The following is a 25,342-nucleotide window of genomic DNA, read 5'->3' on the forward strand; positions in this document are numbered from 1 at the left end:
TGTGGGCCAGGTGGTGCGGGCCTGTAACGATCACGAAAGGAGAGCCGGCGTGAGAATCGGAGTCATCGGCGCTGGAAGCATGGGACGGATACTGGCGCGCCGCCTCGCCAAGCTCGGCCATCACGTCTCGATTGCGAACTCGAGAGGACCCGAGAGCCTGACCGCGTTGGCGGCCGAGCTCGGCGCGACGCCCGCTTCCGTGGTCGACGCCGTCCAAGCCGCAGAAGTCGTCATCCTTGCGATCCCAACGAAGGCCGTCGCCGATCTTCCGCGGGGGTTGTTTGCCAACGTGCCGAGCAGCGTCGTCGTGATCGATATCGGCAACTATCATCCCGAGCTTCGCGATGGCCACATCGATGCGATAGACCGGGGCATGCTCGACAGCCAGTGGGTCGCGGAGCAGATCGGACATCCCGTGATCAAGGCGTTCAACAACATCTTCGCCAAGAGCCTTCTCGAGAAGGGCGTTTCGAGGGGAACGAGGGGGCGGCTTGCTCTCTCCGTCTACGGCGATTCGCCGGAAGCCAAGGCAGCGGTGCTCCGCCTCGTCGACGATCTTGGCTTCGAGCCTGTCGACGGTGGAGTTCTGGACGACTCCTGGCGGCAGCAGCCCGGAACGCCAGCTTACTGCCGCGATCTTGAAGCCGCTGGTCTCCGGTACGCGCTCGCCGAAGCTGACCGGAGCCGCATCGCCGGATACCGCGCCGAGCAGGAGGCTCGTATCAGGAGGTCGTTGTAGTGTTCTTCCCCGCAACCGTCGCACTGCTGATGTTCGGCGCACCGGCAACCGTTTCCCGCGATCGGATCCCATCCGTGGACGTCTCCGGTCCGCAATCACCCGGCATCCCGGCGGTCGTGTCTGACGCCACGCCGCCTCCGAACGTGGCAGCCGGGGGCGTGAAGTGGATCACCGTAACAAGTCCCCGCCTCGGCGTCATGCTCGCCGCGGTCGCAACACCGTCGAGCCGTGGCCCATTCACGACCGTAGTGATTCTGCACGGTAGCCACGGCTTCGCACGTGAATATGTACAACTGGCCAAGGACCTGGCTGACCGCGGCGTTCAAGCGATGGCGCCATGCTGGTTCTCGGGCTCGAGCGGCGGCGCGGGCTCACGGTTCGTAACGCCCATCGCTTGCCCGGAGGCACCGCCGATACCGACGGCCTCCAGCGCCCAGGCACTAGCCACCGTCGACGCCCTAATCCAAGCCGCACGCCAGCTTCCGGGCGCGCGCCCCGATCGGATCGCTCTTCTCGGGCATTCGCGCGGCGGTGGTGCGGCGCTGAACTACATTCTCAAGCACTCGGGCGTTTACGCGGCAATTCTGAACTCGACGGGCTACCCTTCTGAAGTGACGGGTGCGGCTGCTGGGGTTCAAGCCCCCATCTTGCTACTGCATGGAAGCGCCGATGACCCATCTGACGGCGGATCGGCGAGGACAACTGTCACGATGGCACGCGCCTTCCAAGAGGCAGTGCGACGGGCTGGGAAGCCCATTGACGCCCACTACTACGACGCGGCCGGACATAACGCAATCTTTACCAGCGAGACCCAGCGTCTCGATGAGCTGCTGCGAGTCGTGAGATTCCTCAAGCACCCAACAGTGCCGTCGAACGACTAGCCCGATGCCGCCCATCCCCTCGCCGCTATGCGCACTACAGAGTCTTGACGAGGAGTTATATCGTACTTACAATGCATGAGCACTCATCAAATACTTCAAGTCAATCTCGGAGGAACGCGGGATCCCGTACCAGACTCTGATTTACCTCTACCTGCGAGACTGCGCTGCGACACGTAAGCGTCTCGCCCTGAACTGGAAGTCGGTGGCGTAGCGGCGCATAACACGCCCTTGAACCGACGGTCGCGACGAGCGCGCCCGCGGATTAGCGGCAGCCGATAGACAGGCATTTCCAGGGGTCAAGGCGTGTCGATCGCCACGTTCGTAGCCACGGTCGGAGCGGGGCTCTTTGCAGGTGCCTCGACCTACGTCAGCATCGCTGAACATCCGGCCTGGCTCGAATCCGGTCCAGCACTCGCCCTCAAGGGATTAGGCCCCAGCTTTCGGCGCGCCGCCGTCCTGCAGGGTGGTTTGGCCACCGTCAGCCTTGTGTCGGCTGCAGTAGCATGGTTTCAAGATTCAGGCGTTGGCTGGCTGGTGGGCGGGCTCTTATTGGGAGCGCTCGTTCCGTTCACGTTGGTGGTCATCATGCCCACCAACCGACGCCTGCTGGATCCTCAGCTCGATCCTGGCTCGCCTGAAGCGGTCGAGCTGCTCTTGCGGTGGGGCCGTCTCCATGCGGTCCGTACGGTCGTTGGGGTGGCGGTGTTCGTGTCCTTCGTCGGTAATAGTATTGCTCATCGGTGATTAAAGTGCGCTTCGCGGCGAACACACGCGCGCCGACAACGCACGGTAACATGAGTTGTGCCATTCTAGCCGTTTTGGTGGCGTGCACGTTGGCCGCTGCACGAGAGCGGCCACCCGTGAAGTGCATCGAGGATTCCCCGGAGCGGCGTGGGGAGGAGGGCTGCACGATTCTTGCGAGCAGGCCCCTACTGGGCTCTCTGATCAAGCCCGTCTATTGGCACATCGACCGCTTCGATTCGCTGAAGGCCGCGAACCAAGCGGCCGGGCCTGACGGTGTCGCGACTGAGGCACACGGTTCGGTGTGGCTCATGACTGTCGAAGCTAAGACCGACGAGCATCACGGCGGGCGTCACGTCACCTCGATAGGCCCTCTTGCGCTGCCTGCGGCGGAGCGTTACACGATGCGAGTGCAGTCATCCCTGCTTATCCCCGGAACCACCACGCCCGTTCACACTCATTCCAGTCCGGAGGTGTTCTACGTCATCGCCGGTGAGCAATGCCTGGAGACTCCGGAGGTCGGCCAGCGTCTTGTTGCCGGCCAATCCTTCGTCCTACCGGCAGGTGTCATCCATCGTGGGCGGGTCACCGGGGCCGGCATACGGCGCGCTTTGGCGCTCATCCTGCATGATGCCGCGCAGCCCGCCAGCCACGAGCTGGACGCTTCGCTGCCGTTGGTTGCGTGTAAGTAGCGCCGCCCAAGCCAGGAGGAGGCCCTAATGAGACTCAAGATCACGAACTTCTACGTGGAGCCGTCATCATGAGGAAGACGCCGCCGGGTCCCGTGCGCGCGCCAGGCAAGGTAAAGCCAAAGGCCAAGGGCACGTCGCGCGCCAGCAAGCCACGCAAGTCGGCCTCCAAATTCAAGTCCACGCCGAGGGCTGGCGCGAAGTCCAAGAGAAGCGCGAGCGAGGCCAAGCTAATCAAGGTGCGAAAAGGCGAGAAGATCGGCGTGGTCCTCTCGGGCGGCAACCCGCTCATCACGAAAACGGCGGGTATGAGGAGCCATGAGCCAGCGACCGGGAAACCCGCTTCCCGGCTCATCGACGAGCGGATCCGCGACCTGGGGGAATGGCGCGGCGAGACCCTGGCGCGCATGCGAGCGCTGATCCTGGAAGCCGACCCCGAGATGATCGAGGAGCGCAAATGGAGGAAGCCGTCGAATGGGATGGCGGGAGTCCCCGTCTGGTCGCACCACGGGATCGTCTGCACCGGGGAGACCTACACGAAGGTCGTGAAACTCACGTTCGCCCGGGGCGCCAGCATCCCAGACCCATCGCGCCTCTTCAATTCCAGCTTGGAAGGCAACACGCGAAGGGCGATCGACATCCACGAAGGGGAGGAGGTCGACGCGGGCGCGTTCAAGACGCTCGTGAAGGCCGCGGTGGCCCAGAATGACCTGCCGGCCAAGAAACGGTAGACCTTGAGATGCAATCGCGCGGCGCACGCACGACACCTCGGCGTGGCAAGTCCAAGTCCCGGCCGAAGGCAGGCGCGAAGGCCAAGCCAGGTGCGAGGCAGGCCAAGCCGATCAAGGTGCGCGAAGGCGAGAAGGTCGCCGTCGTCCTACTCTCGGGCGGCAATCCGCAGATCGCGAAGGCGGACGGCGACGCCCCGGTGCAGGCGTACCTCGCCGGGATGCCGGGCTGGAAGCGCGACCTTGGGAAGCGCCTGGACGCGCTCGTCGTGCGGAACGTGCCCAACGTGCGCAAGGCCGTGAAGTGGAACTCGCCGTTGTACGGCATCGAGGGCCAGGGTTGGTTCCTGGGGTTCCACGTCTTCACCCACTACGTCAAGGTGACCTTCTTCCGAGGCACGTCGCTGCGACCCGCTCCACCCGGAGGCACGGGCAAGGACGCGCGCTGGATCGACATCCACGAGGACGATCTCGACGAGGCGCAGATGGCGACCTGGGTGAAGCAGGCCGCCGCGTTGCCCGGCTGGATTCCTGGCCGGCCCTCTGAAGATCTGACTTCCCGCTAGCGCCCACGAACCAGCCCGTAGACCTGCGCTCAGACTTTCATCGGTGAGCTGCTTCGCAGGGACGGAGCGGCTACGGGGAGGGATGTCCGATCGGAGGGCCGGGAGGGGCGGCGGAAGGTCGTAGACGAGGAGCGTTCCGGCGCGGATCCGCCAGGAAGAGTCGAATCTCATGATCGAGCCTCCGCCAGAGAGGAGTCCTTCCCGACGCCACTCGTCTCTTGACGTCCTCCACGCCGGCCAGGGCGGCCGCCTGAACCTCGGGCGTGGCGCCCTCATCCACCGCGAGGAGCATCAGGCGCTGGGCGATCTCCGTCTGGACGACTCCGGCCAACTCGCTGCCGGCACCCCCGTCCGGACCCGCGAACGCGGCGCTCGCCAGGGACGCGATCACCTCGCCGGGGGAAGGCGCACCCATTCTCTCGTGGACGAGCGTGGAGAGCCTCTGCAGGCGCTGGGGATCGAGAAGACCGCCGGCGACGATGCCCGCGACGGCACGCGCGGCGTCGTGAGGACTGAATAGATACCCGGCGGAGGAAGCGAACCGCTCCGCATCCCTCGCGTCCGCCTCGGAGGGCGCCAGCACCTTCCAGAGTCCCGGAGGAATCTCGATCGTTTTGGGATCCAGCGCGCGGAGGACCAGCCGAAGGGCATCGCGCTGGGCCGCGGCGGGCCAGGGCGCAATCGGTTCCTGCCCGTCGCCCCGCAGCGTGGGCGGAATCCGCGCGCCGCCGATGACGTTGAGGGCCGCGGCCAGAGCGTAGCGATGGAACAGGTACACCAGCGGGAAGCGTGAGGCGAGCTGGGAGACCGGCTCGCCGTCGGCCAGCAGGTCGGGGGAATAGCGCCGCAAAAGCGCGTCCCGGACCGGAAACACTTCCTTCAGCCAGGCGACCGGATCCGGCCCGTCGTCGTAGGCGTTCCACCGGGGGTCGTCGCTGCTCCCCCAGACGATTCCGCGGGCCAGGTGGCTCCGGACGATCGAGTCCAGGCGGCTTCGCTCTTCCTGCGGCGTGCGGCCCGCCGGGTCTTCGGAGTATCCCCATTCGATGGCGAATCGGTCGTAGCTCCCGACGCCTTGCATGTAGGCATTGGACAGGTCCGGCGATCCGTCGGGGCGAAGCTTCACGCGGGGAGCGTAGTAGTCCATCACCGAGCCGCGCCCGAACGTGCTGGCGATGAAGTTGTGCTCCAGCCCCAGCACGTGCCCCATCTCATGCGCGGTGAGCAGCGCCAGCCTGTTCAGCATGACATTCTCGGATCCCGCCCGGGGATCCAGGTTGTCCAGGGCGGAGAAGACGTCGGAGGCGGGCTCGGCGCCGGAGGGAGGAGTCCTCATCGCCTCCCAGAAATTGCCGACCGTCCGCATCCGATGGGAGTCGAGCTGGACCACGGCGTGGATTATCTCCCCGGTCCGTGGATCGATCTCCGTCATTCCCACCGACCACCCCCGACCGGCGCGGTTCGTCCACTGGATCGTCGGATACCGGATGTCCATGGGGCTCGCTCCGTCGGGAAGGTCCTCCACCCGGAGCGCGTTCGCGAACCCGGCCTGCTCGAACGCGTCGTTCCACCAGAGGGCTCCGCGCCGGAGCGCCGAGCGCATCGGCTCCGGAACGGCCCGATCCAGATAGAAGACGATGGGCTTTACGGGCTCGCCCGGCCCCGTGTCCCGACTCTTCCTCGCCAGCCGCCAGCGCTGGATGTACCTCCTCGCCGGCGGCCTGTCGAATGGCCGTGAGAAATCCAGGAACGGGACCGGCGAGAAGCCGACGCGTGGATCGGCCTCGCGCGGCTCGAATCCGGGAGGCGGCAAGGCGACGAAGGAATGATGCTCTCGCAGGCTGAGGGTGCGGCGGTCTGGCTGATTGAAGTCCGACTCGCTTTCGGAGGCGAAGGTGAGCAGCGCCTCGATTTCGGTGTTCAGAGGGAAGCTTCCCGAATCCTCCGGGACGACGACGCTCCTCGTTTCATCCAGGCGCCAGCTTCCCGAGGCAGCCTCCTGGCGCACCATCCGCCCGTTGATCGCCTGGGTGGGATGGCGAATCTGCGACAGCAGATCGGCGGCGTCCCGGAGGATCAGGGAATTGGCGTTGACCAGCACGGTCCCCCCCTCCTCAGCTTCCACCGGCAGCGAGGCGAGCACCGAGGTGGGAAAGCTCTGCTCCACCGATCGTCTCAGCGCATCGCTTCCTTCCTCCGCGCGGAATTCGGGGTTCTTCTGGATGACTAGGACGCGGGATCCCACCTGAAGGAAGCGGCACAGCGCGGAGCTCGTGGCGATGGTGCTGCGATCCGCGAACAGCCCGATGGAGCCGACGCCGCTCCCGAATCCCGTGAAGTAGAGGAACTCGCTCTCCTTTTGGCGCGGCGACAGCTCGAACAGTAGCGCTCCCTTCTTGGGATCCCAGTAGGTGGGGATGAACCCTCCGGATCGCTTCAGGCCGACCGTCCGGCCGGCAAGCGTCTCCGACTTCGGCGCGCCCCCGGCCTCCTTGGCGAAGGGGGCGACGCCCGCGAGCACCCACAGGATCACCCAGGAGAAGACGCGCTTCATGCCGGAATCCTCGTCACCCAATCGACTTGATCTGGGAGTTCGATTCAGTTAGTGGAGCCGCTCACAGGCTGGCACGAGCTTGGATTCGGGCCCGATTATCGAGGAAGAACCCACTACGCGCAAGCGTCGGTGCGCGCCCCGAGCGAGGGGGAAGGCCGGAACGTGGCCATGAGGTTTGAAACGACTGCGAGCCAGGCCGATCAGTACATTATGATCGGAGAGGTCAGGTTACCTGTTTTTACAGTCAGCTTGCAGGACAAGCAGTCTCGGCTCACGCAAGTGAGAGATCTCTCCGTAATCACCGCATCACAGCTATAGGCGCCGGTCGTGCAACTGCAGGTCCAAGTCCCTCCGACGTCACCCACCCCTCCCATTCTCGCCACGGTGACCGTTCCGTCCGGCTGTTTCACCCAATGGAAGTCCGTTTTGGCCTGCACCGTGTCTCCGACCAGCTCCACCCCCTCGATCCCTTCCGGCAAGCTCTTCACCACAGCCTTGCCCTGCTTCGGAGCCTGGGGGACGGTCGGGCGATTCGAAGCGCAACCCAGAATTGCCAGAAGCACGGCGACCGCCGCTGCCGCTATCACACCCGCTCGCTTCATGGTTGCCTCCCCGTGGTTTTGCTCGTCAATGGATTCTCCACACCGACCACGCAATACCACAATTGATGAAGTCCAGGAAAGAAATATTTTGAGCAGACGCAGGGTGTGGGGATGTCAATATAGCTGAGAGGCATATAGCCTTGCTGCTATCACAAACTCGAGACTTCTGCGCTGAGCGACGCCATGTGAAAGCGAGGACCAGCAGCCGGATTGCGGCAACTCATCCCGTTTTGGTATAAATTGAGCAATCCGGCCAGTGACTCTCTCGATTCGAGATCCTTGAGCATCGCCCAGCCTGGCGGGATCGATGTCTCGGATTATCGAGAATGGCAACGCTCTCGGGCATGAATCGGCGGCGCTCGCAGGTTGCAGCTTAACCATGCGTTTCGTGAAAAGGCCGCCCGTAGTTCTAGAGCAATCGTTCAGCGGATGTAGGCGGAAGGCAGGATGACGGCAGAATTGAATTTCGTCAGACAGCAGGGCTTCAAGGACGCCCCGCCGGAAGCCTGTGGATACCAATACCCAGCCTTGATGTGGCAACCGCGAGCGATCGGCATTCTGGTATTGGTTGGGTTGCTGTTCCAGGCCTGGCCCTACTTCCTCGCTCTATCAGTGCTCCTCTGGTGGAACGCAGCCTTGCCGCGGCTGAACCCCTTTGACGCGCTCTACAACTGTTTTGTGGCAATGCCGAAGAGCCGGCCACGCTTGGGCCCAGCGCCGGGCCCTCGCCGGTTCGCGCAAGCCATGGCCGGGACCTTCATGCTGGCGATTGGAGTAGCGCTTCTCATGGGCTGGAACTCTCTGGCATGGGCGACAGAGATACTTCTGCTCGCTGCCCTCGCAGCTCTGATTTTCGGCCGGTTTTGCTCAGGCTCGTATCTCTTCCTTGTCTTCACCGGACAGGTTGGCTTTGCGAACCGAACGCTTCCATGGATTCGCGACGAGTAGTTGCGTTAGCTGGTCGAAAAGTGTGAGGCATGATCGACAACCCCGAACAAGTCATCTCAAAGGAGCTTGAGTCAGGCGAGCGGCTGCTGTGGTCTGGAGCCCCCCGTCGCGGGCTCGTGATTCGTGGCTCTGACGCGTTCCTGATCCCTTTCAGCCTCATGTGGGGAGGGTTCGCGATCTTCTGGGAAGTGAGCGTCATGAATTCGAAAGCCCCTGGGTTCTTTGTTCTTTGGGGTGTGCCGTTCGTGCTAATCGGTCTGTATCTGATCGTTGGCCGATTCTTCGCTGATGCCGCTATTCGAGGTCGCACTTGCTACGGAGTGACGGATCGCCGGGCGATCATCGTTGCAGGGCTGATGTCGCGAAGCATCAAGAGCGTGAACCTTCGCACTATGACGGATCTATCTCTTTCTGAACGATCAGGAGGGTCCGGGACGATCTATTTCGGGCCAACCCCACCTTGGGGCGCGATGTACTCGGGTGGGCGCTGGAGCCATCAATACCCTCCGGCATTCGAGCTCATCGAAGACGCCAAACGAGTCTACAACGTCATTCGTCAGGCACAGGAGAGCAAATGAAGGCCGCGCCAGCCAGCAACCGGCTGAAGCTTGCGGCGCGTGGAAGGTTCCCGCGGACTTGGAGGCGGTGTTCGCGCGCCACAGCTTATCCGCAACTTTAGGCCGCCTCCCACGCCGTCGAGGAGTTTTTGATAGCCACGCGCGCGCCCGTGGATCGCCAGAATCGGAAGGTGGGTCAGTTCGACCCGCGCGACCAGGAGAAAGCCCGTGGCACTCGTGGTACTGCTGAGAGGGGTCAACGTCGGCGGTCACAGGACCTTCCGACCTACCACGCTCGTCCAACGATTGAAGCACCTCGATGCCGTCAATATCGGCGCGGCGGGCACCCTGGTGATCCGGCGGCCGGTCACCCGGGCGCAACTCCGCGCCGAATTAACAGCCGGGCTTCCCTTTGATACCGAGATCATGATCTGCCAGGGACGGGAGATTGTAAGGCTGATGTCTCAGAATCACTTCGCGGATCAACCCTCGCGACCCGACCTCGTCCGCTTCGTGAGCATCCTGTCCCAACGCCCCCGCTCGGCACCGCCGACGCCCATGAGCTTTCCTCCCAGCGGCCCATGGTTGCTGAGAATCCTCGCGACGGAGAGCCGGTTCGTGTTCGGCCTGTACCGGCGCCACATGAAGGCCATCCGCTACCTCGGCGCGTTCGACAGGCTTTTTGGCGTCCCGGTCACCACGCGCAACTGGAATACCATCACGGCAATCGCCAAGGCGCTGGGTCACGGTCCCGACCGGCCCTCGACGGTGGGGGCACCCAGCAAGCCCATCCGGCGGACGCGCTCGCGCGTCGTGCATCGTGCTGAAAGACGGCCCGGGTCGCGCCGCGCGGCGCGCCCCTGAGCCGCAACGCTCGACGAACAACTCATGAGGTGCCGGGTGGAGGAGTGAGTCCCATGGCCAAATGGATCCCCGAGGGGTGGCATAGCGTGACGCCGCGGCTGGTCGTTCGCGACGTGGCCGCGTTGGTCGATTTCCTCAAGCGAGCGTTCGGTGCAGCAGGAGACTTTCGCACCGACCGGCCGTGCCAGATGCGCATCGGCGACTCCCTCGTCATGGTGAGCGGCGTCGGACCACGCGATCCCATGCCGGCGTTTCTATACCTCTACATCGAGGACACCGACACGGTCTATCGGCGTGCCCTTGAGGCGGGCGCCTTATCAATCAAGGAGCCGACCGAGACGCCTTACGGCGATCGCCGCGCCACGATCAAGGATCCGTGCGGGAACATCTGGCAACTCGCCACGTACCGGGAGGAGCCGAAGACATCCTAGCGCGTCAGGCCGCTTGAACGGCCAGTCCGCCGGATGTGGCTGCGGTGCAACTGAGTGAAGACTTCCCAACACGTTGTACCGGCGCAACGATTCGAGATCGGAGGAAGCGGATGGCGGATAATGTCGTCGCGGCTCGGCCGCGCTGGAACATCGCTCCCTATTTCGTAGTGGATGACGTCGTCGCGACCGCCAACTATTACCGGGACAAGCTGGGCTTCGCTTACGACCGTTTCTGGAATGAACCGCCGTCCTTCTGCATGGTTTATCGCAACGGCATCGTCATCATGTTGGCCCAGCTCGAGCGTCCAGGCGTGATGCGCCCCAACCGACTCGTCGATCCCGAGGAAGGGGCATGGGATGCCTATGTCTGGGTCGACGACGCCGACGCGCTCTACGCGGAATTCAAGTCCAATGGCGTGAGGATCGCGCGAGAAATCTGCAACCAGCCTTACGGTTGCCGTGACTTCGACGTGGAGGATTGCAACGGTTACCGTCTTTGCTTTGGGCAGGACACCGAAACCTAGGACCGGGCGGCTTCATCCTGAAACGGGCGGCGAGGCGGAGTCCCGATGAGACAGAGAACGCTGAACAGCGCGATGCGGGGTATCGTGTGGGCGATCGCCGGCCTGGTGATGGCATGCAACGCACACCATCAAGGCGGCGAGGTGACGGCGCCCTCGGAATCGACCTTCGACTGGAAACCCTTTGTGGAGATGGCCAGGCAGAGTCCGTGCGCGCAGACTCGCAACCGGCTTTCCCTAATCGACGGTGCGCTCGTGTTCTGGGACCGCCGAGGCACGTGTCCGGACAACAGTTACGCTGAGACCCTGTATGGAAAGACCGTGGACGACGTACTCTGCCGGTTGCACGACTCGATCGCGGGGCCGTTCAGGAACTGTCCGGTTCCCGAGTACAAGGATATCTTCGACATCATGACCGATCATCTGGATGATCCGGCTCTCGGACTCGGCGCCGGCCACACGGTGCGGGGAATCCCACTTTGACCTTCAATCCATTCAATCACATCGATCTTCGCGTCTCGAACCTTGACGAGGCGGCGCGCTTCTACGGAGCGCTGCTCCCCCACCTGGGATTCACGCGAACGCGTCACGACGATCAATGGAAAGTTTTCTCCGCGGAAGGCGAGTTTCCTTCGGCGCCCTACTTCGCCTTCACCGAGGAGCCTGAGCATCGCCCCAATGCGACGCGGATCGCCTTCTGGGTCGGCAGCGCGCAGGAGGTGGACAGACTCGCGGAGATCGCCCAGGCAGCCGGCGCGCGGAGCGTGAGCGGACCGAGAGTGTGCCCGGAATACAGCTCGACCTACTACGCCGTCTTCTTCGAGGATCCGAGCGGCAACAAGCTGGAGATTTGTTTTCGCACGAACTGACCCGGAGGCGAAGGCTCGTGTTCGACACTCCCGAAGCCATCGTGGCGGGCCTTTCGAGCCGGGAATCGGAGACGGTTTGGCGCTACCTGGCGGAGTCGAATCCCGATCTCGACCTCGCCTCCGCCGCCTATTCCCTCGCGAACACGGAGGTACGGACGCTCCTCCTCCAGGTGCTGAGGGAATGGCGCACTCCGGAGTGCCTGCCGCTCGCTCGTCGCGCCCTGGACTCCCGCGAGGCGAGTCGACGGCCATCCTCGAGTACCTCGAAGCGACGCGGCCGTCGTCGCCCTTGCTTCCGGCCGACGTCCGGCTCCGGGCGGTGGTTTCGATGCACGTCAAGCTCTGCGATCTGGAGTTCGCCGGGCTGTCACGGGCGATCCTGATCCCCAAGCGCTTCCTCCCGAAGGAGCGCTGGATGGCCGACAAGATGGAGGAGGCCAAGAGACGCATCCAGAAGCACCTCGACATCCTGGAAACGCAGATCCAAGGCCGAGAGTATCTGGTCGACGGCCGCTTCAGCCTGGCGGAAGTCTGTTACGCGCCCTTCTTGCAGTTCCTTCCCCTCATGGAAGTGACGCCGGGACCGTCGACCGCCTCGTGGACCGCGCGCGTCCTCGAACGGCCGAGCGTGAGGGACACGAAGCCGCCGAAGTGAAGAAATTCAGCGTCATCGGTTATAATCCCCCCTCTCTCAATTCATCCGGGCTCGGGGAGCTCCATGGAAGCCGCCGTATCGGTTCGCGAGGCCGTCAAGACGTTCGGGCATCATCGGGCCGTCGATGGGGTCTCTCTCGACGTGCCGCGGGGAATCATCTTCGGGCTCATCGGCCCCAACGGGGCCGGCAAGACGACCACGATTCGGATGATCCTGGACATCATCCGCCCCGACGCCGGCGAAGTCCGGGTCCTGGGCATGCCGGCGGGCGAGTCGGCCCGGGACCGCATCGGCTACCTTCCCGAGGAGCGCGGGCTCTACCGGAAGATGAAAGTCGTGGAGATGGTCGAATACCAGGGAACGCTGAAAGGGGCGCGTCCGGCCGAGGCGCGGCGCGAGGCGGCCGCCTGGCTGGATCGGCTGGCGCTGGGCGAATGGAAGGAGCGCAAGGTCGAGGATCTCTCGAAAGGGATGCAGCAGAAGGTCCAGTTCATCGGGGCCTTGATGCGCAAGCCGGAGCTGCTGATCCTGGACGAGCCGTTCTCCGGCCTGGACCCGGTCAACCAGAACCTGTTCAAGGACGTCATGCTGGAGCAGAGCCGGGAAGGGGCCACCATCATCTTCTCGACGCACCAGATGGACACCGCCGAGCGGCTGTGCCGCGAGATCGCCTTGATCGATCGCGGGCGGATCGTCCTGGGCGGCTCCCTGGCTTCGGTGAAGTCGCGGTTCGGGAAGAACTCGGTCCTGGTGGAATACGACGGCGACGGCCTCTCCCTGCAGGAACTGCCCGGCGTGGCCCGGGTCGACGACTACGGCCATTACCGCGAGATCCGGCTGCGGAACGGGGCCGATCCCCAGGCGCTGCTGCGGGCGCTGGTCGACAAAGTGACGATCCGGCGCTTCGAGATCGTCGAGCCGACCCTGCACAACATCTTCATCGAGCAGGTCGGGGAGAGGCCGGCCGATGCATAAGCTCCTGATGGTGATCCGCCGCGAATACCTCGAGAGAATCCGCAAGAAGTCGTTCTGGCTGGGGACGCTCCTCTTCCCGATTCTGATGGTGGGACTGATCTTCGTCCAGATCCTGCTCGCCGACGTCGAGACGGGGAACCAGCGCAAGATCGCCCTGATCGACGCGACCGGGCGCCTGGAGCAGCGATTCCGGGAGAAGCTGGCCGAGGAGAAGCTCAAGGACGGACGGCCCGCGTTCGTCGTGGAGTCGCACCCGGCGGGGGAGGATCTGGGCGCGGCGGCGCGGCGTCTCGTGCCGCGCGTCGTCTCGGGAGATCTCTTCGGGATCATCACCGCCGGGAACGATCTCGACGCCGAGAAGAACTTCCGCCTCTACGCTAAGAGCGTCGGCAACCTCGACGTCCAGAGGACCCTCCAGGGCGCGCTCCGGCAGGCCGTCCTGGGCGTGCGGCTGGAGCAGAGCAACATGAAGCTCGAGCAGAAGGAGCTGGAGGCGCTGCTGGCGCCGATCGAGCTGGAGAGCTTCCAGGTGGCCGCCGCCGGAGAGGCCAAGAAGAAGGGGTTCCGTGAGGCCTATTTCGGCACGTTCACCTTCGTGTTCATCCTGTACATGTCCCTGCTGCTCTACGGCATCGCCGTGATGCGCGGCATCCTGGAGGAGAAGTCCAACCGGATCATGGAGGTGCTCCTCGGCTCGCTGAGCCCCGACCAGCTGATGACCGGGAAGATCCTCGGGATCGGGCTGGTCGGCTTGACTCAGATGGCGATCTACACCGCCACGGCGGCCATCGTCCGCCTCTACGTCGCGGCCAGCCCGCTGGCGGTCGAATGGTCGGGGACTCTCGACGCCGTCTCCCCCGTCCGGATGATCTACTTCCTGCTCTTCTTCGTTCTCGGATACTTCCTCTACACCTCCCTCTTCGCCGCGGTCGGAGCGGTCTGCAACTCGGAGCAGGAAGCCCAGAACATGCAGACGCCGCTGGTGATGTGCCTGGTCATCCCGATGGTCGCCACCTTCTTCTTCGTGGCGAATCCCGATTCGACCGCCGCGGTCGTGGTCTCGATGATTCCGCTGTTCGCGCCGATGGTGATGTTCATGCGGATCTCCGTCCTGACTCCGCCGTTCTGGCAGATCGCGCTTTCGATTCTGCTGCTCGCCGGCACGATCTGGCTGTTCTTCAAGGCGGTGGGCCGGATCTTCCGGATCGGCGTCCTGATGTACGGGAAGCGCCCCACGGTTCCGGAAATCCTCCGGTGGGCGCGCGGCTAGAGCCGCCTAAAGGAATCGACGGCGGCGGGTAATCATTGGATCGAGAGTTCCCCCTCAACCCTTCTCAATGGAGTTCTTGCATGCGTCGGAAAGTCTGGAACGGACGCCGGTTCATCGCCTTCACCCTGTGCGCGGGCCTGCTGGCCCTGCCCGCGGCTTTCGCCGGCGAAAAGCCGGCCGCGGTCAAGGAGAAGGCCAAGACCGCCGGCGCGGAGATGTCGCCCGAGCAGATGATGGAGGCCTATGCGAAGTACGCGCAGCCGGGCCCGCAGCACGCAATCCTCGGCTCGATGGCCGGAAACTGGAAGACCGTCGTGAAGACCTGGATGGCGCCCGGCGAACCCCAGGTCAGCGAGGGGCGGTGCACCACGTCCGCCATCCTGGGCGGCCGGTACATCAAGGAGGAGGTCACCGGGTCGTTCATGAACCAGCCCTTCGAAGGGTTCGGGATCACCGGCTACGATCTCTACAAGAAGGAGTTCGTGGGCGCCTGGACCGACACTATGGGCACCGGCATCATGTTCTCCCGGGGCAGCATCGATCCCACCGGCAAAGTCCTGACGATGATCGGCACTTTCGACGATCCGGTCAGCGGCAAGAAGCAGACGATGAAGGAAGTCACCCGGATCGTCGACGCGAACAAGCGCATCTTCGAGATTTGGGAGAACCGGGAAGGCAAGGAAGTGAAGTCGATGGAGATCACCTACACCCGGGAATAGCTCCCGGGAAAAGGTGAGCGTCCCGCGGCGATGCCCGAATCGCGCCCCTTCGAGATCGTCACCTTCGATTGCTACGGAACCCTGATCGACTGGGAGACCGGCATCTCGGAGGCGTTTCTCGGTGCCGCGGCGCAGGACGGGGTCCGGCTGGACCCCCGCGCCGTCCTGGAAGCCTACGCCGCGATCGAGCCGGAATTCGAGGCCGGGAGATTCCGGAGCTACCGCGAGGTGCTCACGGAAACCGCCCGGCGGGTCGCCGAACGGCTCGGCTGGTCGATGCCGCCGGAGCGGGCGGGCTTTCTCCCCGAGAGCCTGCCCGCCTGGCCTCCTTTCAGCGACACCAACCCCGCTTTCGAGCGCCTGGCGCGAGGCGGACTCGCGCTCGGCATCCTGTCGAACGTCGACGACGATCTCCTCGAAAGGACCTGCCGTCACCTGCGCGCCGAGTTCGATCTGAAAATCACGGCGCAGCAGGTCCGCTCCTACAAGCCGGGCCACGCCCATTTTCTGGAGGCGAGGAGGCGAATCGGAGGGCGGCGCTGGCTGCACGCCGCGCAGAGCCACTTCCACGACGTCGTTCCGGCGCTCGCGCTGGGGATCCCCGTCGTCTGGGTCAACCGGAAAGCGACCCCCTTGCCGGCCGGCGCGCCGGCCCCGCTGGCGATCGTTCCGCACCTCTCCGCCCTCGCCGATTTCCTGGAGCGCTGAAACCTCTCCCCGCCACCTCTCGACGCTGGTCCGTCAATCGACGGCGCGGACGAGCCGGAAGATCTCCGGGGACGGGACGCGCAGCAGCTCCACGTCGACGATTGTCGTCCGATCCCACTGGATCCAGGTCTGGAGGGCTTTCGCGCCGATCTCGAGGCGCAGGGGCAGGTAGAGGATCTCCTCCGTCCTCGGCTCCAGGGCGCTGATCTCCAGGTAGCACCCCTGCACCTCGGGAACCCGGTCGACCCAGTCCCCCGCCTCCTTCGAGAAGGCGCCGACGCGCAGGTAGAACGTGATGATGTTGGGAGAGACGCCGTTGACGTGCTTGTCCTCCATCAGCTTCCGCATCGGCAGGGAAGTATCCTGGGGGCCTTTGACGGAATCGAAGAAGATGTCGAAGCCGGTGACGGGCCTGCCGTCCTGATCGCGCAGCCGGAAGATGATCTGGGAGTGATGATCGTATTGGGCCCGCGGCTCGTCGATCCATTTCCTCCACCAGGGAGGAGGCTTTTCGGCGAGCAGGTCGCGATACGTCTGCGCCGTCTGCTGGCGGAACGCGGCGACGCGCTCCAGAGACCGCCCGCCGCGGGTTTCCAGAGCCATCCGGAGAAGGCCGAGAACCTGCTGGCGCGGCTTCGCGCCGGTCATGATCCCCATGTCGGGGCCGGAATGGGCGCAGCGATACGGAATCGCCAGGGGCACCTCGGGCCGGCCGGCGATCCCCGGCCGCGATTGCCGCCGGATCTCGTAGAAGGCGCGCCGCGGACCGCGGCGCGCCTCGTGACGATCCCGCTGCGCGAGAGCTTGCGCCCAGCTCAGCCGGCGCGCCTCCGCCGTCGGACAGAGGCTCAGGTAGCTGTAGTTCAAGTCGCTGGCCGAAACCCGGACCACGCCGTCGGAGCCGTCTTCCTTGGCGTAGCGGATGGGAACGACGAACCAGTCGACGTGGGCCTGGGAGCCGACGATGACGAACTCGCGAACTTTGTAGTCGCTCGTCATGGAGCAGCCCGCCTGGAGAAAATGCAGATGGAGATCGATCGTCTCGTCGGATCCCAGCTCCAGCGCCTCCAGCACTTGAACCCCGCGCTCGGCCCCTCCCTGGAAGACCTTGCGGGCCCACTTGGCGAGCTGTCCCCGGCCGATGTGCGCCCAGCCGCTGCCGAAGCTCGCGCCGGCCAGGTAGACGGCGTTCTGGATCGGTGAGGGCTTCGGGCTGAAACGGCGGATCCAGTTGCGCAGGACCAGCGCGCCGGTGCTGTGGACCACCGCGTGGAAGCGCCCCCGGAGGAGGTGGGGAAAATCCTCCGTCAACGCCCGGTCCAGCGCCCTCGAGATGTCGTCGAGCGTCACGCCGTCCTCCAGACTGACGTAGCGGCCGAGATCGATCTCGACCACCGCCTTGCCGCCGTAGATCTCCGCCAGGCTGCGCGGCAGCCATCCATAGATCGACTCGATCGCGCCGGCGGTCTTCTGCGCGCTTTCCGCGCTGTACCCATGGATCAGGACGATGGGCTCCACGGCTCCCTCCCCCCCCTCTGGAATTGGTATTGTAATATGCGCTTCGATCCGCCGGAGGCCGTCGATGTCCGCGCCGCGCATCGTGATCCTGGGAGGAGGCTTCGCCGGGGCGTATTGCGCCCAGGCGCTAGAGAAGGCGGCGCGCCGCGGCCGGGCGCGCGTCCTGCTGATCGACCGGAACAATTACTTCATTTTCTATCCGCTGCTCGTGGAAGCCGGAACGGGAAGCCTCGAGCCGCGGCACGCCGTCGTGCCGCTGCGCTCCTTCCTGAAGCGCACCTCCTTCAGGATGACCGAGGCGGTCGAGGTCGACTTCGGCCGGCGCGAGATCCGGTGCAGGGCGCCCGGAGGGGCGGCGGAGACGATCCCGTACGACCACCTCGTGCTCTGCCCCGGAAGCGTCACCCGTCTTCCGAACGTCCCCGGCCTCGAGCAGCACGCGTTCGAGATGAAGAGCCTCGCCGACGCCGTCGCGCTTCGCGATCGAGCCGTCGGGATGCTCGAGCTGGCCGACGCCGAGCCCGATCCGGAGCGCCGCCAGGCGCTGCTCCACTTCGTCGTGGTCGGGGCGAACTTCACCGGCGTGGAGGTGGCGGGAGAGCTGGAGGTCTTTCTCCGGCACGGGCGCCGGCTCTACCATAACGTCCGGCGCGAGGACTGCCGTATCACGCTCGTCGAGATCACCGATCGGATTCTTCCGGCCCTGGATCGGAAGCTGGCCGATTACGCCGCCTCCCGGTTGACGCGGCGGCGCGTCCGCTTGCTGCTGCACGCCTCGGTCGCCCGGATCGACGCCGACAAGGCGCTGCTCTCCGGAGGGGAGAGCCTCGCGGCGCACACCGTGATCTGGTGCGCCGGGATCCAGCCTCCGCCGCTGGTCAAGCGCCTGCACGTGCCGGTCGACGCGCGCGGCTACGTCTTGTGCGAGCGGGACATGCGGGTGCGGGGGTACGAGAACGTCTGGTGCATCGGCGATTGCGCCGTGATCCCCGACGCGTCGGGCCGCCCCTACCCGCCCACGGCCCAGCACGCGGTTCGGGAAGGAACGCGCCTGGCCCGCAACCTGGCTCGGGCCCTCGTTGGCAAGCCGACCCGGCCTTTCGACTTCTCGGCGCTCGGCTCGCTCGCCCCGCTCGGATGCCGCACCGCCGTCGCCAACGTGTTCGGGATCAATCTCTCCGGATTCCCCGCCTACGTCCTCTGGCGCAGCTATTACTGGCTGCGGATGCCGGGGCTCGCCCGGAAGATCCGCGTGGCGATGGACTGGACGGCCGATCTCCTCTTCACGCGCGATTTCGTCCAGCTCGGACTGCATCGGGGCCGCCGGCACACCGCCGACTGAGCCCCGACCCCCCGCCCGCCCTCAAGGACGCACCTTTCGCGTCGCCGGAATCGCCAGGGTAACCGCCGACAGGCCTACCCGGCCACGAATGCGGACCGTGCTCTCGGCAGAAAAATACCAGGACGGGCCAGTCGTTCGTTGATGATGACCACTGGGCTGTCGCCTTGCGCGAGGAATGAGAGAGCGGATTTGCCCTGTGCGCGAGCCGGCACCGCCGCCCTGTCGGGAAAGCCACCGATAATCCCGGCGAGAAGGCAGGAACGAGGCATCTGCTCGAGAATCAGGCCTGTTCCGCCTCCATCCTTCTGCCAACCGTTCCCGGAGACAGCCAGGAGAACCCCGCCCAGAGGAGGAGTCCCAGCACGCCGCAGCCGGCCCACAGGACGCTGCCGCCGTAGCGCGCGTAAATCCAGGTCCCGACCGGCGGCCCCAGGACGAGGGCGATGGAGAAGGAGAGGTTGAACAGGCCCATGGTGGCGCCGAGAGTCCCCTGCTGCGCCCGGCTCCCGACCCAGCCGGAGAGGATCGGAAGCGACAGCATCTCCCCGACCGTCCAGACGAGGACGGTGGCGGAAGCGAAGGCGAAGCTGGAGCCGAAGGGCAGCATGGCGAATCCGGCGCAGAAGAGAAAGCTTCCGAAGCCCGCCACGCGCAGCGCGTCGTGCCGCCTCAGCCGGTGGACCAGGACCATCTCGAACAGCGAGATGACCAGCGTGTTGATGGCGAAGACGAGGCCGATCTGCGCTTCGGAGAAGCCGTACTGCCCGCGCAGCGTGAGAGGGTAGCTGCCGAAGAGCTGGAAGAGGACCATCGCCAGCAGCGTCATCAGGACGAGGACCCCGAGAAACACCCGATCGCCCCAGGGGGAGCGCCCGCCCGCCGCCGCGGGGGGGGCCGGCGCGCCGCGCCGGGAGAGGATCTCGCCGCGCGACACGGCCAGGAGGAACGCCGAGGCGAGCAGGCAGGTGCCGCCGTCGGCCAGGAACAGCCACGCGTAGCCGGCGGCGGCGAGGAACCCTCCGACCGCCGGCCCGAACATCATCCCGAGATTGACCGCCAGGCGGTTCAGCGAGAAGCTCCTCGCCTGATCGCCCGGCTTCGATTCGCGCACCAGCGCCGACGCCGAGGCCGGCCGGAAGGCTTCTCCCACCAGGCTGATGCCGAGCATCAAGGAGAGGATCGCGAGGCGCGACCGCGCCCCGGAAAGGATCAGGAAGCCGATCCCCTGTCCCAGCAGGCTCAGGATCATCACCTTTCGGGGGGCGATGCGATCGCAGAGCCAGCCGCCGAGGTAGACGCCCGCCAGCGATCCCAAGCCGTAGGCGCCGAGGGCGCGGCCCGCCGCGGCGGCGCTGAAGCCTCGCTGCTCCGTCAGATAGAGGATCAGGAACGGCAGGACCATGGTGCCGCTGCGGTTGATGAAAGTCACGAGCGCCAGGAGCCAGACGGGCCGGGGAAGGCCGGAGAACGCCTCCCGGTACGCGTCGGCGATGGCGCGCAGCAAGCTCCAGGTCCTCCCGGCTCAGGCCTTCTTGATCTTCATCGGCTCTTGGGGCGCCGACTTCGCGTAGGAAGGACGCTCGGTGATCCGGCGCGACCAGGCGGCGATGCGCGCATAGCGCGCGTCGGGAAGGATCTCCAAGAGGACCAAGCTGCCCGTCAAGGGCGGCGCCAGCGCCGCGTCCGCGAGCGAGAAGACGTCGCCGCCGAACCAGTTGCGGCCGTCGAGCTCCTTGTCGAGACGGGAGAGGTGCTGGTGGACCTTCCCCTTCGCCTCTTCGAGGAGCTTCTGGTCCACCTGGTCCGGGCTCTTCGGGATCAAGAACGGCGGAGCGTACTCGAAGCGCGCCGAACGGAGATCCCGGAGCACCGGATAGAGATACTGATCGGTCGTGTCCTCCAGCATCCGGACCCGGGCGCGCTCGTAGGGATCCTTCGGCAGCATCGGCGGCTCGGGACGGATCTCCTCGAGATACTCGTTGATGACCGAGGATTCGTAGATCGTCGTGCCGTCCTCCAGCTCCAGGACGGGGGTGAGGCGGAACGGATTCAGCTTGCCGAACGCGGGATTCTCGGCCTTGTTCTCGGGGACGACCACCTCGTAGTCGATCTTCTTCTCGGCCAGGACGATGCGGGTTTTCCAACCGAACGGGGACCGGTCGAAATGATGCAGCTTCAGCATGGGGGGACTCCCTGGAAATGGTTCATTTCACGATTTCGAGCAACTCCACGTCGAAGACGAGCGTCGCTCCGGGGGGGACCTGCGGGGGGTGGCCCCGATCGCCGTAGGCGATCCCGGCGGGACAGACGAGGCGCGCCTTCTCCCCCACCTTCATCTTCTGGAGCCCCTCCGTCCAGCACCGGATGACCGCGTTGAGCGGGAACTCCGTCGGCTCGCCGCGCTTGATGGAGCTGTCGAACACGGTCCCGTCGATGAGGCTCCCCTCGTAATGGACCCGCACCTTGTCGGTCGCCTTGGGGGTGTCGCCGGTCCCCGGCTTGAGGGTGCGGAAGATGAGGCCGGTCGGCGACTTCACGGCGCCCGGCTCCTTCGCTGCCGCCGCGAGGTAAGCGTCCGACTTCCTCTTCTCCTCGAGGACTCCCGCCTGCAGGGAGCCGAAAAACGCCAACGCTAAGAACGATGCCGCCAATCTCCGCATGAATCCTCCTGCTCGCCGCGGGCCTCCCCGCGGGTGATCGCGTGATGGGAAGACCGTCATGGTAGCACATCCATTTTCGCCGGAACTCTTGATAGTCTGGTGTCGCGTCTCAAAAATCATGTTACATTCGGCCCCCGATCCATCCCGGCTCGCCGTGTTGCGCCTCGCTTGCGTACCGCCTTGGGTACGTGACGCTCTGGCGCGCCTTGCGATCCGGGCGCCTCGGCGACCTCGGTGTTAACATGATTTCCGAAACGCAACACTGAATCACCGGCACTTCAATGCTCCGCGCCGCAGCTGCGCCGGCCGGGAAGCGCCATCTGGGGGGAAAAGCGGTGCCGACACATCGGATTCGGTTCATTCTTCTGGTTCTGATCGCCCTGGCTCCTGGCAGCCTGCTGGTCGCGGCTCCGCGCGAGAAGAAACCGGCGGCCGGCCCCGCGGGAGTCCGGCGCGACCTCTCTCCGGACGATCTCAAGGCGGTCTCCTGGAGGAGCATCGGCCCGGCCAACATGGGAGGCAGGGTCTCGGCCCTGGCGTTCGTCCCCGGCAGCGCCAAGAGCTTCTACGTCGGATTCGGCACCGGCGGGGTTTTCAAGACCGACAACATGGGCGTGACCTTCCGCCCCGTCTTCGACAAGTATCCGGTCCTCTCCATCGGCGCCATCGCGGTCGCCGACGCTCCGCCCGACTGGCCCGGCTGGGCCTCCGAGAAGGCCGCCGATACGCCGCCCGCCGCGGCCGCGGACAAGACCGGCAAGGACAAGGGGAAGGGAAAGATCATCTGGGTGGGAACCGGCGAGGGGAACAACCGGAACTCCTCCTCGTGGGGCAACGGCGTGTACCGCTCCGTCGACGCCGGCGCAACTTTCACGCATGTCGGGCTGGAAGAGACTCATGACATCCCGCGGCTGGCCGTCGATCCCCGCAATCCCGACGTCTGCTACGTGGCGGCCCTCGGACACCTCTGGGGCGCCAACGCCCAGCGCGGCGTCTTCAAGACGGCCGACGGCGGCAAGAGCTGGCAGCACGTTCTGAAGATCGACGAAAAGACCGGCGCCTCGGACGTGCTGATCGATCCGAAGAAGCCGGAAACGGTCTACGCGGCCCTGTACGCCCGGCGGCGCACTCCCTGGTCCTTCACTGGAAACAGCGAAACGGGAGGAATATTCCGTTCCGACGACGCGGGCCGCACCTGGAAGAAGCTCACGCGGGGCCTGCCGGCCCGGACGGGACGCATCGGACTCACTCTGTTTCCCGCCAACCCGCGCCTCCTCTACGCGGTCGTCGAAAGCGACGCCGGCGGCACGGGACGGGATCCCTTCGAGGATCGCTCCGCCAGCGGCGGGCTCTTCCGCTCGGAGGATCGCGGCGAGAGCTGGGTCCGGGTCAGCGACTACAACTTCAGGCCGTTCTATTTCTCCCGGGTGGCGGTGGATCCCGTCGACGACCAGCGAGTCTACCTGCCGGGCTGGGACCTGGCCGTCTCGGACGACGGCGGCCGCACCTTCCGCCGCTCGGGCAGCGAGAAGGTGCACGTCGACTTCCACGCCATCGCGGTCAACCCCGACGATCCCAGCCAGATCCTGGTGGGGAACGACGGAGGCGTCTACCTCTCGCACGACCGGGCCGCCACCTGGGACTTCCTGGACAACATGGCCGCCGGCCAGTTCTACAGGATCGCCGTGGACGGCGAGGATCCCTACCGGGTGGCGGGCGGCCTCCAGGACAACGGCTCCTGGATGGGGCCTTCGGAGACCTTCTTCCAGACCGACGACGAGGACAAGGACGGCATCGAGAACAGCGATTGGCGCGCCGTGGGAGGCAGCGACGGCTTCACCGTGGCGTTCGATCCGACCGACCGGAATCTGATCTACGTGACCGGGCAAGGCGGAGAGCTGATCCGCAGCCGTCTGGACAACAACGTCCTCAAGCTCATACGGCCCGCGCCGCGCGAGGGCCAGGAGCGGTTTCGCTTCAACTGGAACGCCCCCTACCTGATCTCGCGGCACGACCCCGCGGTTCTCTACATGGGCGGCAACCGGGTCTTCAAGCTGATCGAGCGCGGCGATCGATGGTCCGCCATCAGCCCCGACCTCTCCCGCCGGGAGACGGACAAGATCCAGACGGTCGGCTCGGACGCGGAGACCTACGGCACGGTCGTCTCGCTCGCCGAATCCCCGCTCCTGCCGGGAACGCTCTGGGCCGGGACGGACGACGGCCTGATTCACGTGACCACCGACGACGGGAAGCATTGGGCCGACGTGACGCCCAAGGAAGTCGGCGGTCTCTACGTATCGCGCATCGCCGCCTCGGCGCACGACGCGAAGACCGCCTACGTCGCGGTGGACGGTCACCGCAGCGACGTGTTCAAGCCGATCCTCCTGATGACGCGGGACCTCGGCCGGACCTGGACCGGCATCGCCGCGAGCCTGCCGCCGCGGGAGCCGGTGAGGGTGGTCGCCGAGGACCCGGTGAATCCGGAGCTGCTGTACGCCGGGACGGAGTTCGGGATCTACGCGGCGCTCGACCGCGGACGCTCCTGGCTGAAGCTCAACGGCAAGTCACTGCCTCCGGTGCCGGTCGACGACATCGTCGTGCATCCCCGGGAGAGAGACCTGATCATCGGGACGCACGGCCGGAGCATCTGGATCCTCGACGACGCCTCGTTCCTGGCCCAGCTCGGCCCGGAGGTCCGGGCCCGCGCCCTGACGCTCCTCGACGTTCTTCCGGCCAAGCCCCGGCTCTATTTCTCCCGGGGCTACGGAGGGGGCCACCGCGGCTTCCGCGCGAAGAACCCTCCGATGGGCGCAATCCTGAACTATTGGGTCCGCGAGGACACCGGCGAGAGCGCCGAGATCACCGTCGCCGATCGGTCGGGCCTCGTGATCCGCAAGCTCGACGGGCCGGCGCGCGCGGGATTGAACCGCGTCGTGTGGGATCTCCAGGCCGACAAGAAGCACCTTTTCTCGAGCGTCGATCAGGGTCTGGGACAGACGCAGTTCGTCCCCGCGGGAGACTACCGGGTCACCGTCACGGTCGGCGAGGAGAAATCGATCAAGACGGTGAAGGTGCTGCCGGCGCCCAACGCCGGCTCCTGAAGGCCCGGCGCGTCAGCCGGTGAACTTGTAGCCCATGCGGTGGATGGTGACGAGATAGCGGGGCTCGGGGGCGCCGGGGTCCTCGATCTTCTTGCGGAGCTTGGCGACGTGCATGTCGACGGTGCGCGTCATCGGCGCGGTGTCGTAGCCCCAGACCGCGTCGAGCAGCGCCTCGCGCGCCACGATCTCTCCCCGGTGCTCGATGAAATATTCGAGGAGACGCATCTCCCGGGGCGACAGGCCGAGCGGCTTGCCGGCCTTGCGCGCCTCCCCTTTCTTGAAGTCCACCTCCAGGTCGCCGAAGCGATACGATTCGAGGGCCGCGCGGCGGATCGTGCCGCGCCGCAGGACCGCCTCGACGCGGGCCATCAGCTCGAGGAACCCGAAAGGCTTCGTGATGTAGTCGTCGGCTCCGAGCTTCAGCCCCAGCACCTTGTCGATCTCCTGGCCGCGGGCGGTGAGCATAATGATCGGCACGGAGCTCCCCTCCTTGCGGAGCTGGCGGCAGATGTCGAGACCGCTCATCCGGGGGAGCATCACGTCCAGGATGACGATGTCGGGCCGCTCGTCGCCCGCCATCCTGAGTCCCGCCGCCCCGTCGCGCGCCAGCGCCACGGCGTAGCCTTCGTACTGGAAGCCGTCCCGCAGCGCCGTCGCCATCGAATCGTCGTCTTCGACGATCAGGACCTTCGGCATCGTCTCGA

At 65.6% G+C, this 25,342-nt stretch carries 25 protein-coding genes and 1 pseudogene; 20 read left to right on the forward strand and 6 right to left on the reverse strand.

What is annotated here, in order from left to right:
- Positions 1-13: 13 nt before the first annotated feature.
- The 6 genes from VGR67_07710 (at position 14) to VGR67_07735 (ending at position 4,344) form a co-directional block, all read left to right on the forward strand.
- A complete protein-coding gene (locus VGR67_07710) occupies positions 14-739 on the forward strand; it encodes an NADPH-dependent F420 reductase (GenBank protein ID HEV8336282.1) in 726 nt (241 codons plus the stop codon).
- Positions 739-1,620: a dienelactone hydrolase family protein gene (locus tag VGR67_07715; GenBank protein HEV8336283.1), complete on the forward strand. Its 882-nt coding sequence runs from the start codon at positions 739-741 to the stop codon at positions 1,618-1,620. The genes VGR67_07710 and VGR67_07715 overlap by 1 nt, the downstream gene beginning before the upstream one ends.
- Before the next feature lie 303 nt (positions 1,621-1,923).
- Positions 1,924-2,364, forward strand: a complete 441-nt coding sequence (locus VGR67_07720) for a DUF1772 domain-containing protein (GenBank protein HEV8336284.1) — start codon at positions 1,924-1,926, stop codon at positions 2,362-2,364.
- A gap of 116 nt (positions 2,365-2,480) precedes the next feature.
- On the forward strand, positions 2,481-3,053 hold the full coding sequence (locus VGR67_07725; GenBank protein HEV8336285.1) for a cupin domain-containing protein: 573 nt from the start codon (positions 2,481-2,483) through the stop codon (positions 3,051-3,053).
- A 305-nt stretch (positions 3,054-3,358) separates the two neighbouring features.
- Complete coding sequence (locus VGR67_07730; GenBank protein HEV8336286.1) at positions 3,359-3,781, forward strand: DUF1801 domain-containing protein; 423 nt, start codon at positions 3,359-3,361, stop codon at positions 3,779-3,781.
- An 8-nt stretch (positions 3,782-3,789) separates the two neighbouring features.
- Entirely contained in the window at positions 3,790-4,344 is a 555-nt protein-coding gene (locus VGR67_07735; GenBank protein ID HEV8336287.1) for a DUF1801 domain-containing protein, read from the forward strand.
- A 70-nt stretch (positions 4,345-4,414) separates the two neighbouring features.
- On the opposite strand, the gene VGR67_07740 is transcribed toward VGR67_07735, so the two are convergent.
- Positions 4,415-6,898 (reverse strand): zinc-dependent metalloprotease, encoded by a 2,484-nt coding sequence (locus VGR67_07740; protein ID HEV8336288.1) that lies wholly within the window; start codon positions 6,896-6,898, stop codon positions 4,415-4,417.
- A gap of 1,049 nt (positions 6,899-7,947) precedes the next feature.
- Here VGR67_07740 and VGR67_07745 point away from each other — a divergent pair.
- The 12 genes from VGR67_07745 to VGR67_07800 all read left to right on the forward strand — a co-directional run bounded on the left by VGR67_07745 (position 7,948) and on the right by VGR67_07800 (position 16,017).
- Positions 7,948-8,448 (forward strand): DUF4395 family protein, encoded by a 501-nt coding sequence (locus VGR67_07745; protein HEV8336289.1) that lies wholly within the window; start codon positions 7,948-7,950, stop codon positions 8,446-8,448.
- A 29-nt stretch (positions 8,449-8,477) separates the two neighbouring features.
- Positions 8,478-9,026 (forward strand): hypothetical protein, encoded by a 549-nt coding sequence (locus VGR67_07750; GenBank protein ID HEV8336290.1) that lies wholly within the window; start codon positions 8,478-8,480, stop codon positions 9,024-9,026.
- A gap of 207 nt (positions 9,027-9,233) precedes the next feature.
- Positions 9,234-9,869, forward strand: coding sequence for a DUF1697 domain-containing protein (locus VGR67_07755; GenBank protein ID HEV8336291.1), 636 nt, complete (start codon positions 9,234-9,236; stop codon positions 9,867-9,869).
- Between the two features lie 53 nt (positions 9,870-9,922).
- Positions 9,923-10,300, forward strand: a complete 378-nt coding sequence (locus tag VGR67_07760; GenBank protein HEV8336292.1) for a VOC family protein — start codon at positions 9,923-9,925, stop codon at positions 10,298-10,300.
- Between the two features lie 110 nt (positions 10,301-10,410).
- Entirely contained in the window at positions 10,411-10,824 is a 414-nt protein-coding gene (locus tag VGR67_07765) for a VOC family protein (protein ID HEV8336293.1), read from the forward strand.
- 45 nt (positions 10,825-10,869) lie between these two features.
- Entirely contained in the window at positions 10,870-11,304 is a 435-nt protein-coding gene (locus tag VGR67_07770; GenBank protein HEV8336294.1) for a hypothetical protein, read from the forward strand.
- A complete protein-coding gene (locus VGR67_07775; GenBank protein ID HEV8336295.1) occupies positions 11,301-11,690 on the forward strand; it encodes a VOC family protein in 390 nt (129 codons plus the stop codon). The genes VGR67_07770 and VGR67_07775 overlap by 4 nt, the downstream gene beginning before the upstream one ends.
- A gap of 196 nt (positions 11,691-11,886) precedes the next feature.
- Positions 11,887-12,345, forward strand: coding sequence for a glutathione S-transferase family protein (locus tag VGR67_07780; GenBank protein ID HEV8336296.1), 459 nt, complete (start codon positions 11,887-11,889; stop codon positions 12,343-12,345).
- A 63-nt stretch (positions 12,346-12,408) separates the two neighbouring features.
- Complete coding sequence (locus VGR67_07785) at positions 12,409-13,320, forward strand: ATP-binding cassette domain-containing protein (GenBank protein ID HEV8336297.1); 912 nt, start codon at positions 12,409-12,411, stop codon at positions 13,318-13,320.
- Positions 13,313-14,590, forward strand: a complete 1,278-nt coding sequence (locus VGR67_07790) for an ABC transporter permease (protein ID HEV8336298.1) — start codon at positions 13,313-13,315, stop codon at positions 14,588-14,590. The genes VGR67_07785 and VGR67_07790 overlap by 8 nt, the downstream gene beginning before the upstream one ends.
- An 80-nt stretch (positions 14,591-14,670) precedes the next feature.
- Positions 14,671-15,309, forward strand: coding sequence for a DUF1579 domain-containing protein (locus VGR67_07795; protein ID HEV8336299.1), 639 nt, complete (start codon positions 14,671-14,673; stop codon positions 15,307-15,309).
- A 30-nt stretch (positions 15,310-15,339) separates the two neighbouring features.
- Positions 15,340-16,017 carry an HAD family hydrolase gene (locus tag VGR67_07800; protein HEV8336300.1) on the forward strand — a complete coding sequence of 226 codons (678 nt, stop codon included), beginning with the start codon at positions 15,340-15,342 and terminating at the stop codon, positions 16,015-16,017.
- 33 nt (positions 16,018-16,050) lie between these two features.
- On the opposite strand, the gene VGR67_07805 is transcribed toward VGR67_07800, so the two are convergent.
- A complete protein-coding gene (locus tag VGR67_07805; GenBank protein ID HEV8336301.1) occupies positions 16,051-17,535 on the reverse strand; it encodes a hypothetical protein in 1,485 nt (494 codons plus the stop codon).
- Positions 17,536-17,599: 64 nt separating this feature from the next.
- Between VGR67_07805 and VGR67_07810 the strand changes: the two genes are divergently transcribed.
- On the forward strand, positions 17,600-18,877 hold the full coding sequence (locus tag VGR67_07810) for an NAD(P)/FAD-dependent oxidoreductase (protein HEV8336302.1): 1,278 nt from the start codon (positions 17,600-17,602) through the stop codon (positions 18,875-18,877).
- Positions 18,878-19,157: 280 nt separating this feature from the next.
- On the opposite strand, the gene VGR67_07815 is transcribed toward VGR67_07810, so the two are convergent.
- From VGR67_07815 to VGR67_07825, 3 genes and pseudogenes are all read right to left on the reverse strand, one after another.
- Positions 19,158-20,381 carry an MFS transporter gene (locus VGR67_07815; protein HEV8336303.1) on the reverse strand — a complete coding sequence of 408 codons (1,224 nt, stop codon included), beginning with the start codon at positions 20,379-20,381 and terminating at the stop codon, positions 19,158-19,160.
- 18 nt (positions 20,382-20,399) lie between these two features.
- Positions 20,400-21,059, reverse strand: coding sequence for a glutathione S-transferase family protein (locus VGR67_07820; protein ID HEV8336304.1), 660 nt, complete (start codon positions 21,057-21,059; stop codon positions 20,400-20,402).
- Positions 21,060-21,081: 22 nt separating this feature from the next.
- Positions 21,082-21,468, reverse strand: a pseudogene (locus tag VGR67_07825) (FKBP-type peptidyl-prolyl cis-trans isomerase).
- 404 nt (positions 21,469-21,872) lie between these two features.
- On the opposite strand from VGR67_07825, the gene VGR67_07830 reads away from it, so the two are divergent.
- Entirely contained in the window at positions 21,873-24,638 is a 2,766-nt protein-coding gene (locus tag VGR67_07830; protein ID HEV8336305.1) for a hypothetical protein, read from the forward strand.
- 12 nt (positions 24,639-24,650) lie between these two features.
- Here the strand turns inward: VGR67_07830 and VGR67_07835 are convergent, their stop codons facing one another.
- Entirely contained in the window at positions 24,651-25,334 is a 684-nt protein-coding gene (locus VGR67_07835; GenBank protein HEV8336306.1) for a response regulator transcription factor, read from the reverse strand.
- Positions 25,335-25,342: the final 8 nt, after the last annotated feature.

The organism is Candidatus Polarisedimenticolia bacterium (assembly GCA_036004685.1).
Taxonomy (GTDB): Bacteria; Acidobacteriota; Polarisedimenticolia; order Gp22-AA2; family AA152; genus DASYRE01.

Bases quoted from the DNA above. Each gene is read 5' to 3' on its own strand.
- VGR67_07760 (HEV8336292.1), top strand. From the start codon at position 9,923: ATGGCCAAATGGATCCCCGAGGGGTGGCATAGCGTGACGCCGCGGCTG.
- VGR67_07785 (HEV8336297.1), top strand. From the start codon at position 12,409: ATGGAAGCCGCCGTATCGGTTCGCGAGGCCGTCAAGACGTTCGGGCAT.
- VGR67_07730 (HEV8336286.1), top strand. From the start codon at position 3,359: ATGAGGAGCCATGAGCCAGCGACCGGGAAACCCGCTTCCCGGCTCATC.
- VGR67_07790 (HEV8336298.1), top strand. From the start codon at position 13,313: ATGCATAAGCTCCTGATGGTGATCCGCCGCGAATACCTCGAGAGAATC.
- VGR67_07745 (HEV8336289.1), top strand. From the start codon at position 7,948: ATGACGGCAGAATTGAATTTCGTCAGACAGCAGGGCTTCAAGGACGCC.
- VGR67_07820 (HEV8336304.1), bottom strand. From the start codon at position 21,059: ATGCTGAAGCTGCATCATTTCGACCGGTCCCCGTTCGGTTGGAAAACC.
- VGR67_07770 (HEV8336294.1), top strand. From the start codon at position 10,870: ATGAGACAGAGAACGCTGAACAGCGCGATGCGGGGTATCGTGTGGGCG.
- VGR67_07765 (HEV8336293.1), top strand. From the start codon at position 10,411: ATGGCGGATAATGTCGTCGCGGCTCGGCCGCGCTGGAACATCGCTCCC.
- VGR67_07810 (HEV8336302.1), top strand. From the start codon at position 17,600: ATGTCCGCGCCGCGCATCGTGATCCTGGGAGGAGGCTTCGCCGGGGCG.
- VGR67_07740 (HEV8336288.1), bottom strand. From the start codon at position 6,898: ATGAAGCGCGTCTTCTCCTGGGTGATCCTGTGGGTGCTCGCGGGCGTC.
- VGR67_07835 (HEV8336306.1), bottom strand. From the start codon at position 25,334: ATGCCGAAGGTCCTGATCGTCGAAGACGACGATTCGATGGCGACGGCG.
- VGR67_07735 (HEV8336287.1), top strand. From the start codon at position 3,790: ATGCAATCGCGCGGCGCACGCACGACACCTCGGCGTGGCAAGTCCAAG.
- VGR67_07800 (HEV8336300.1), top strand. From the start codon at position 15,340: ATGCCCGAATCGCGCCCCTTCGAGATCGTCACCTTCGATTGCTACGGA.
- VGR67_07750 (HEV8336290.1), top strand. From the start codon at position 8,478: ATGATCGACAACCCCGAACAAGTCATCTCAAAGGAGCTTGAGTCAGGC.
- VGR67_07795 (HEV8336299.1), top strand. From the start codon at position 14,671: ATGCGTCGGAAAGTCTGGAACGGACGCCGGTTCATCGCCTTCACCCTG.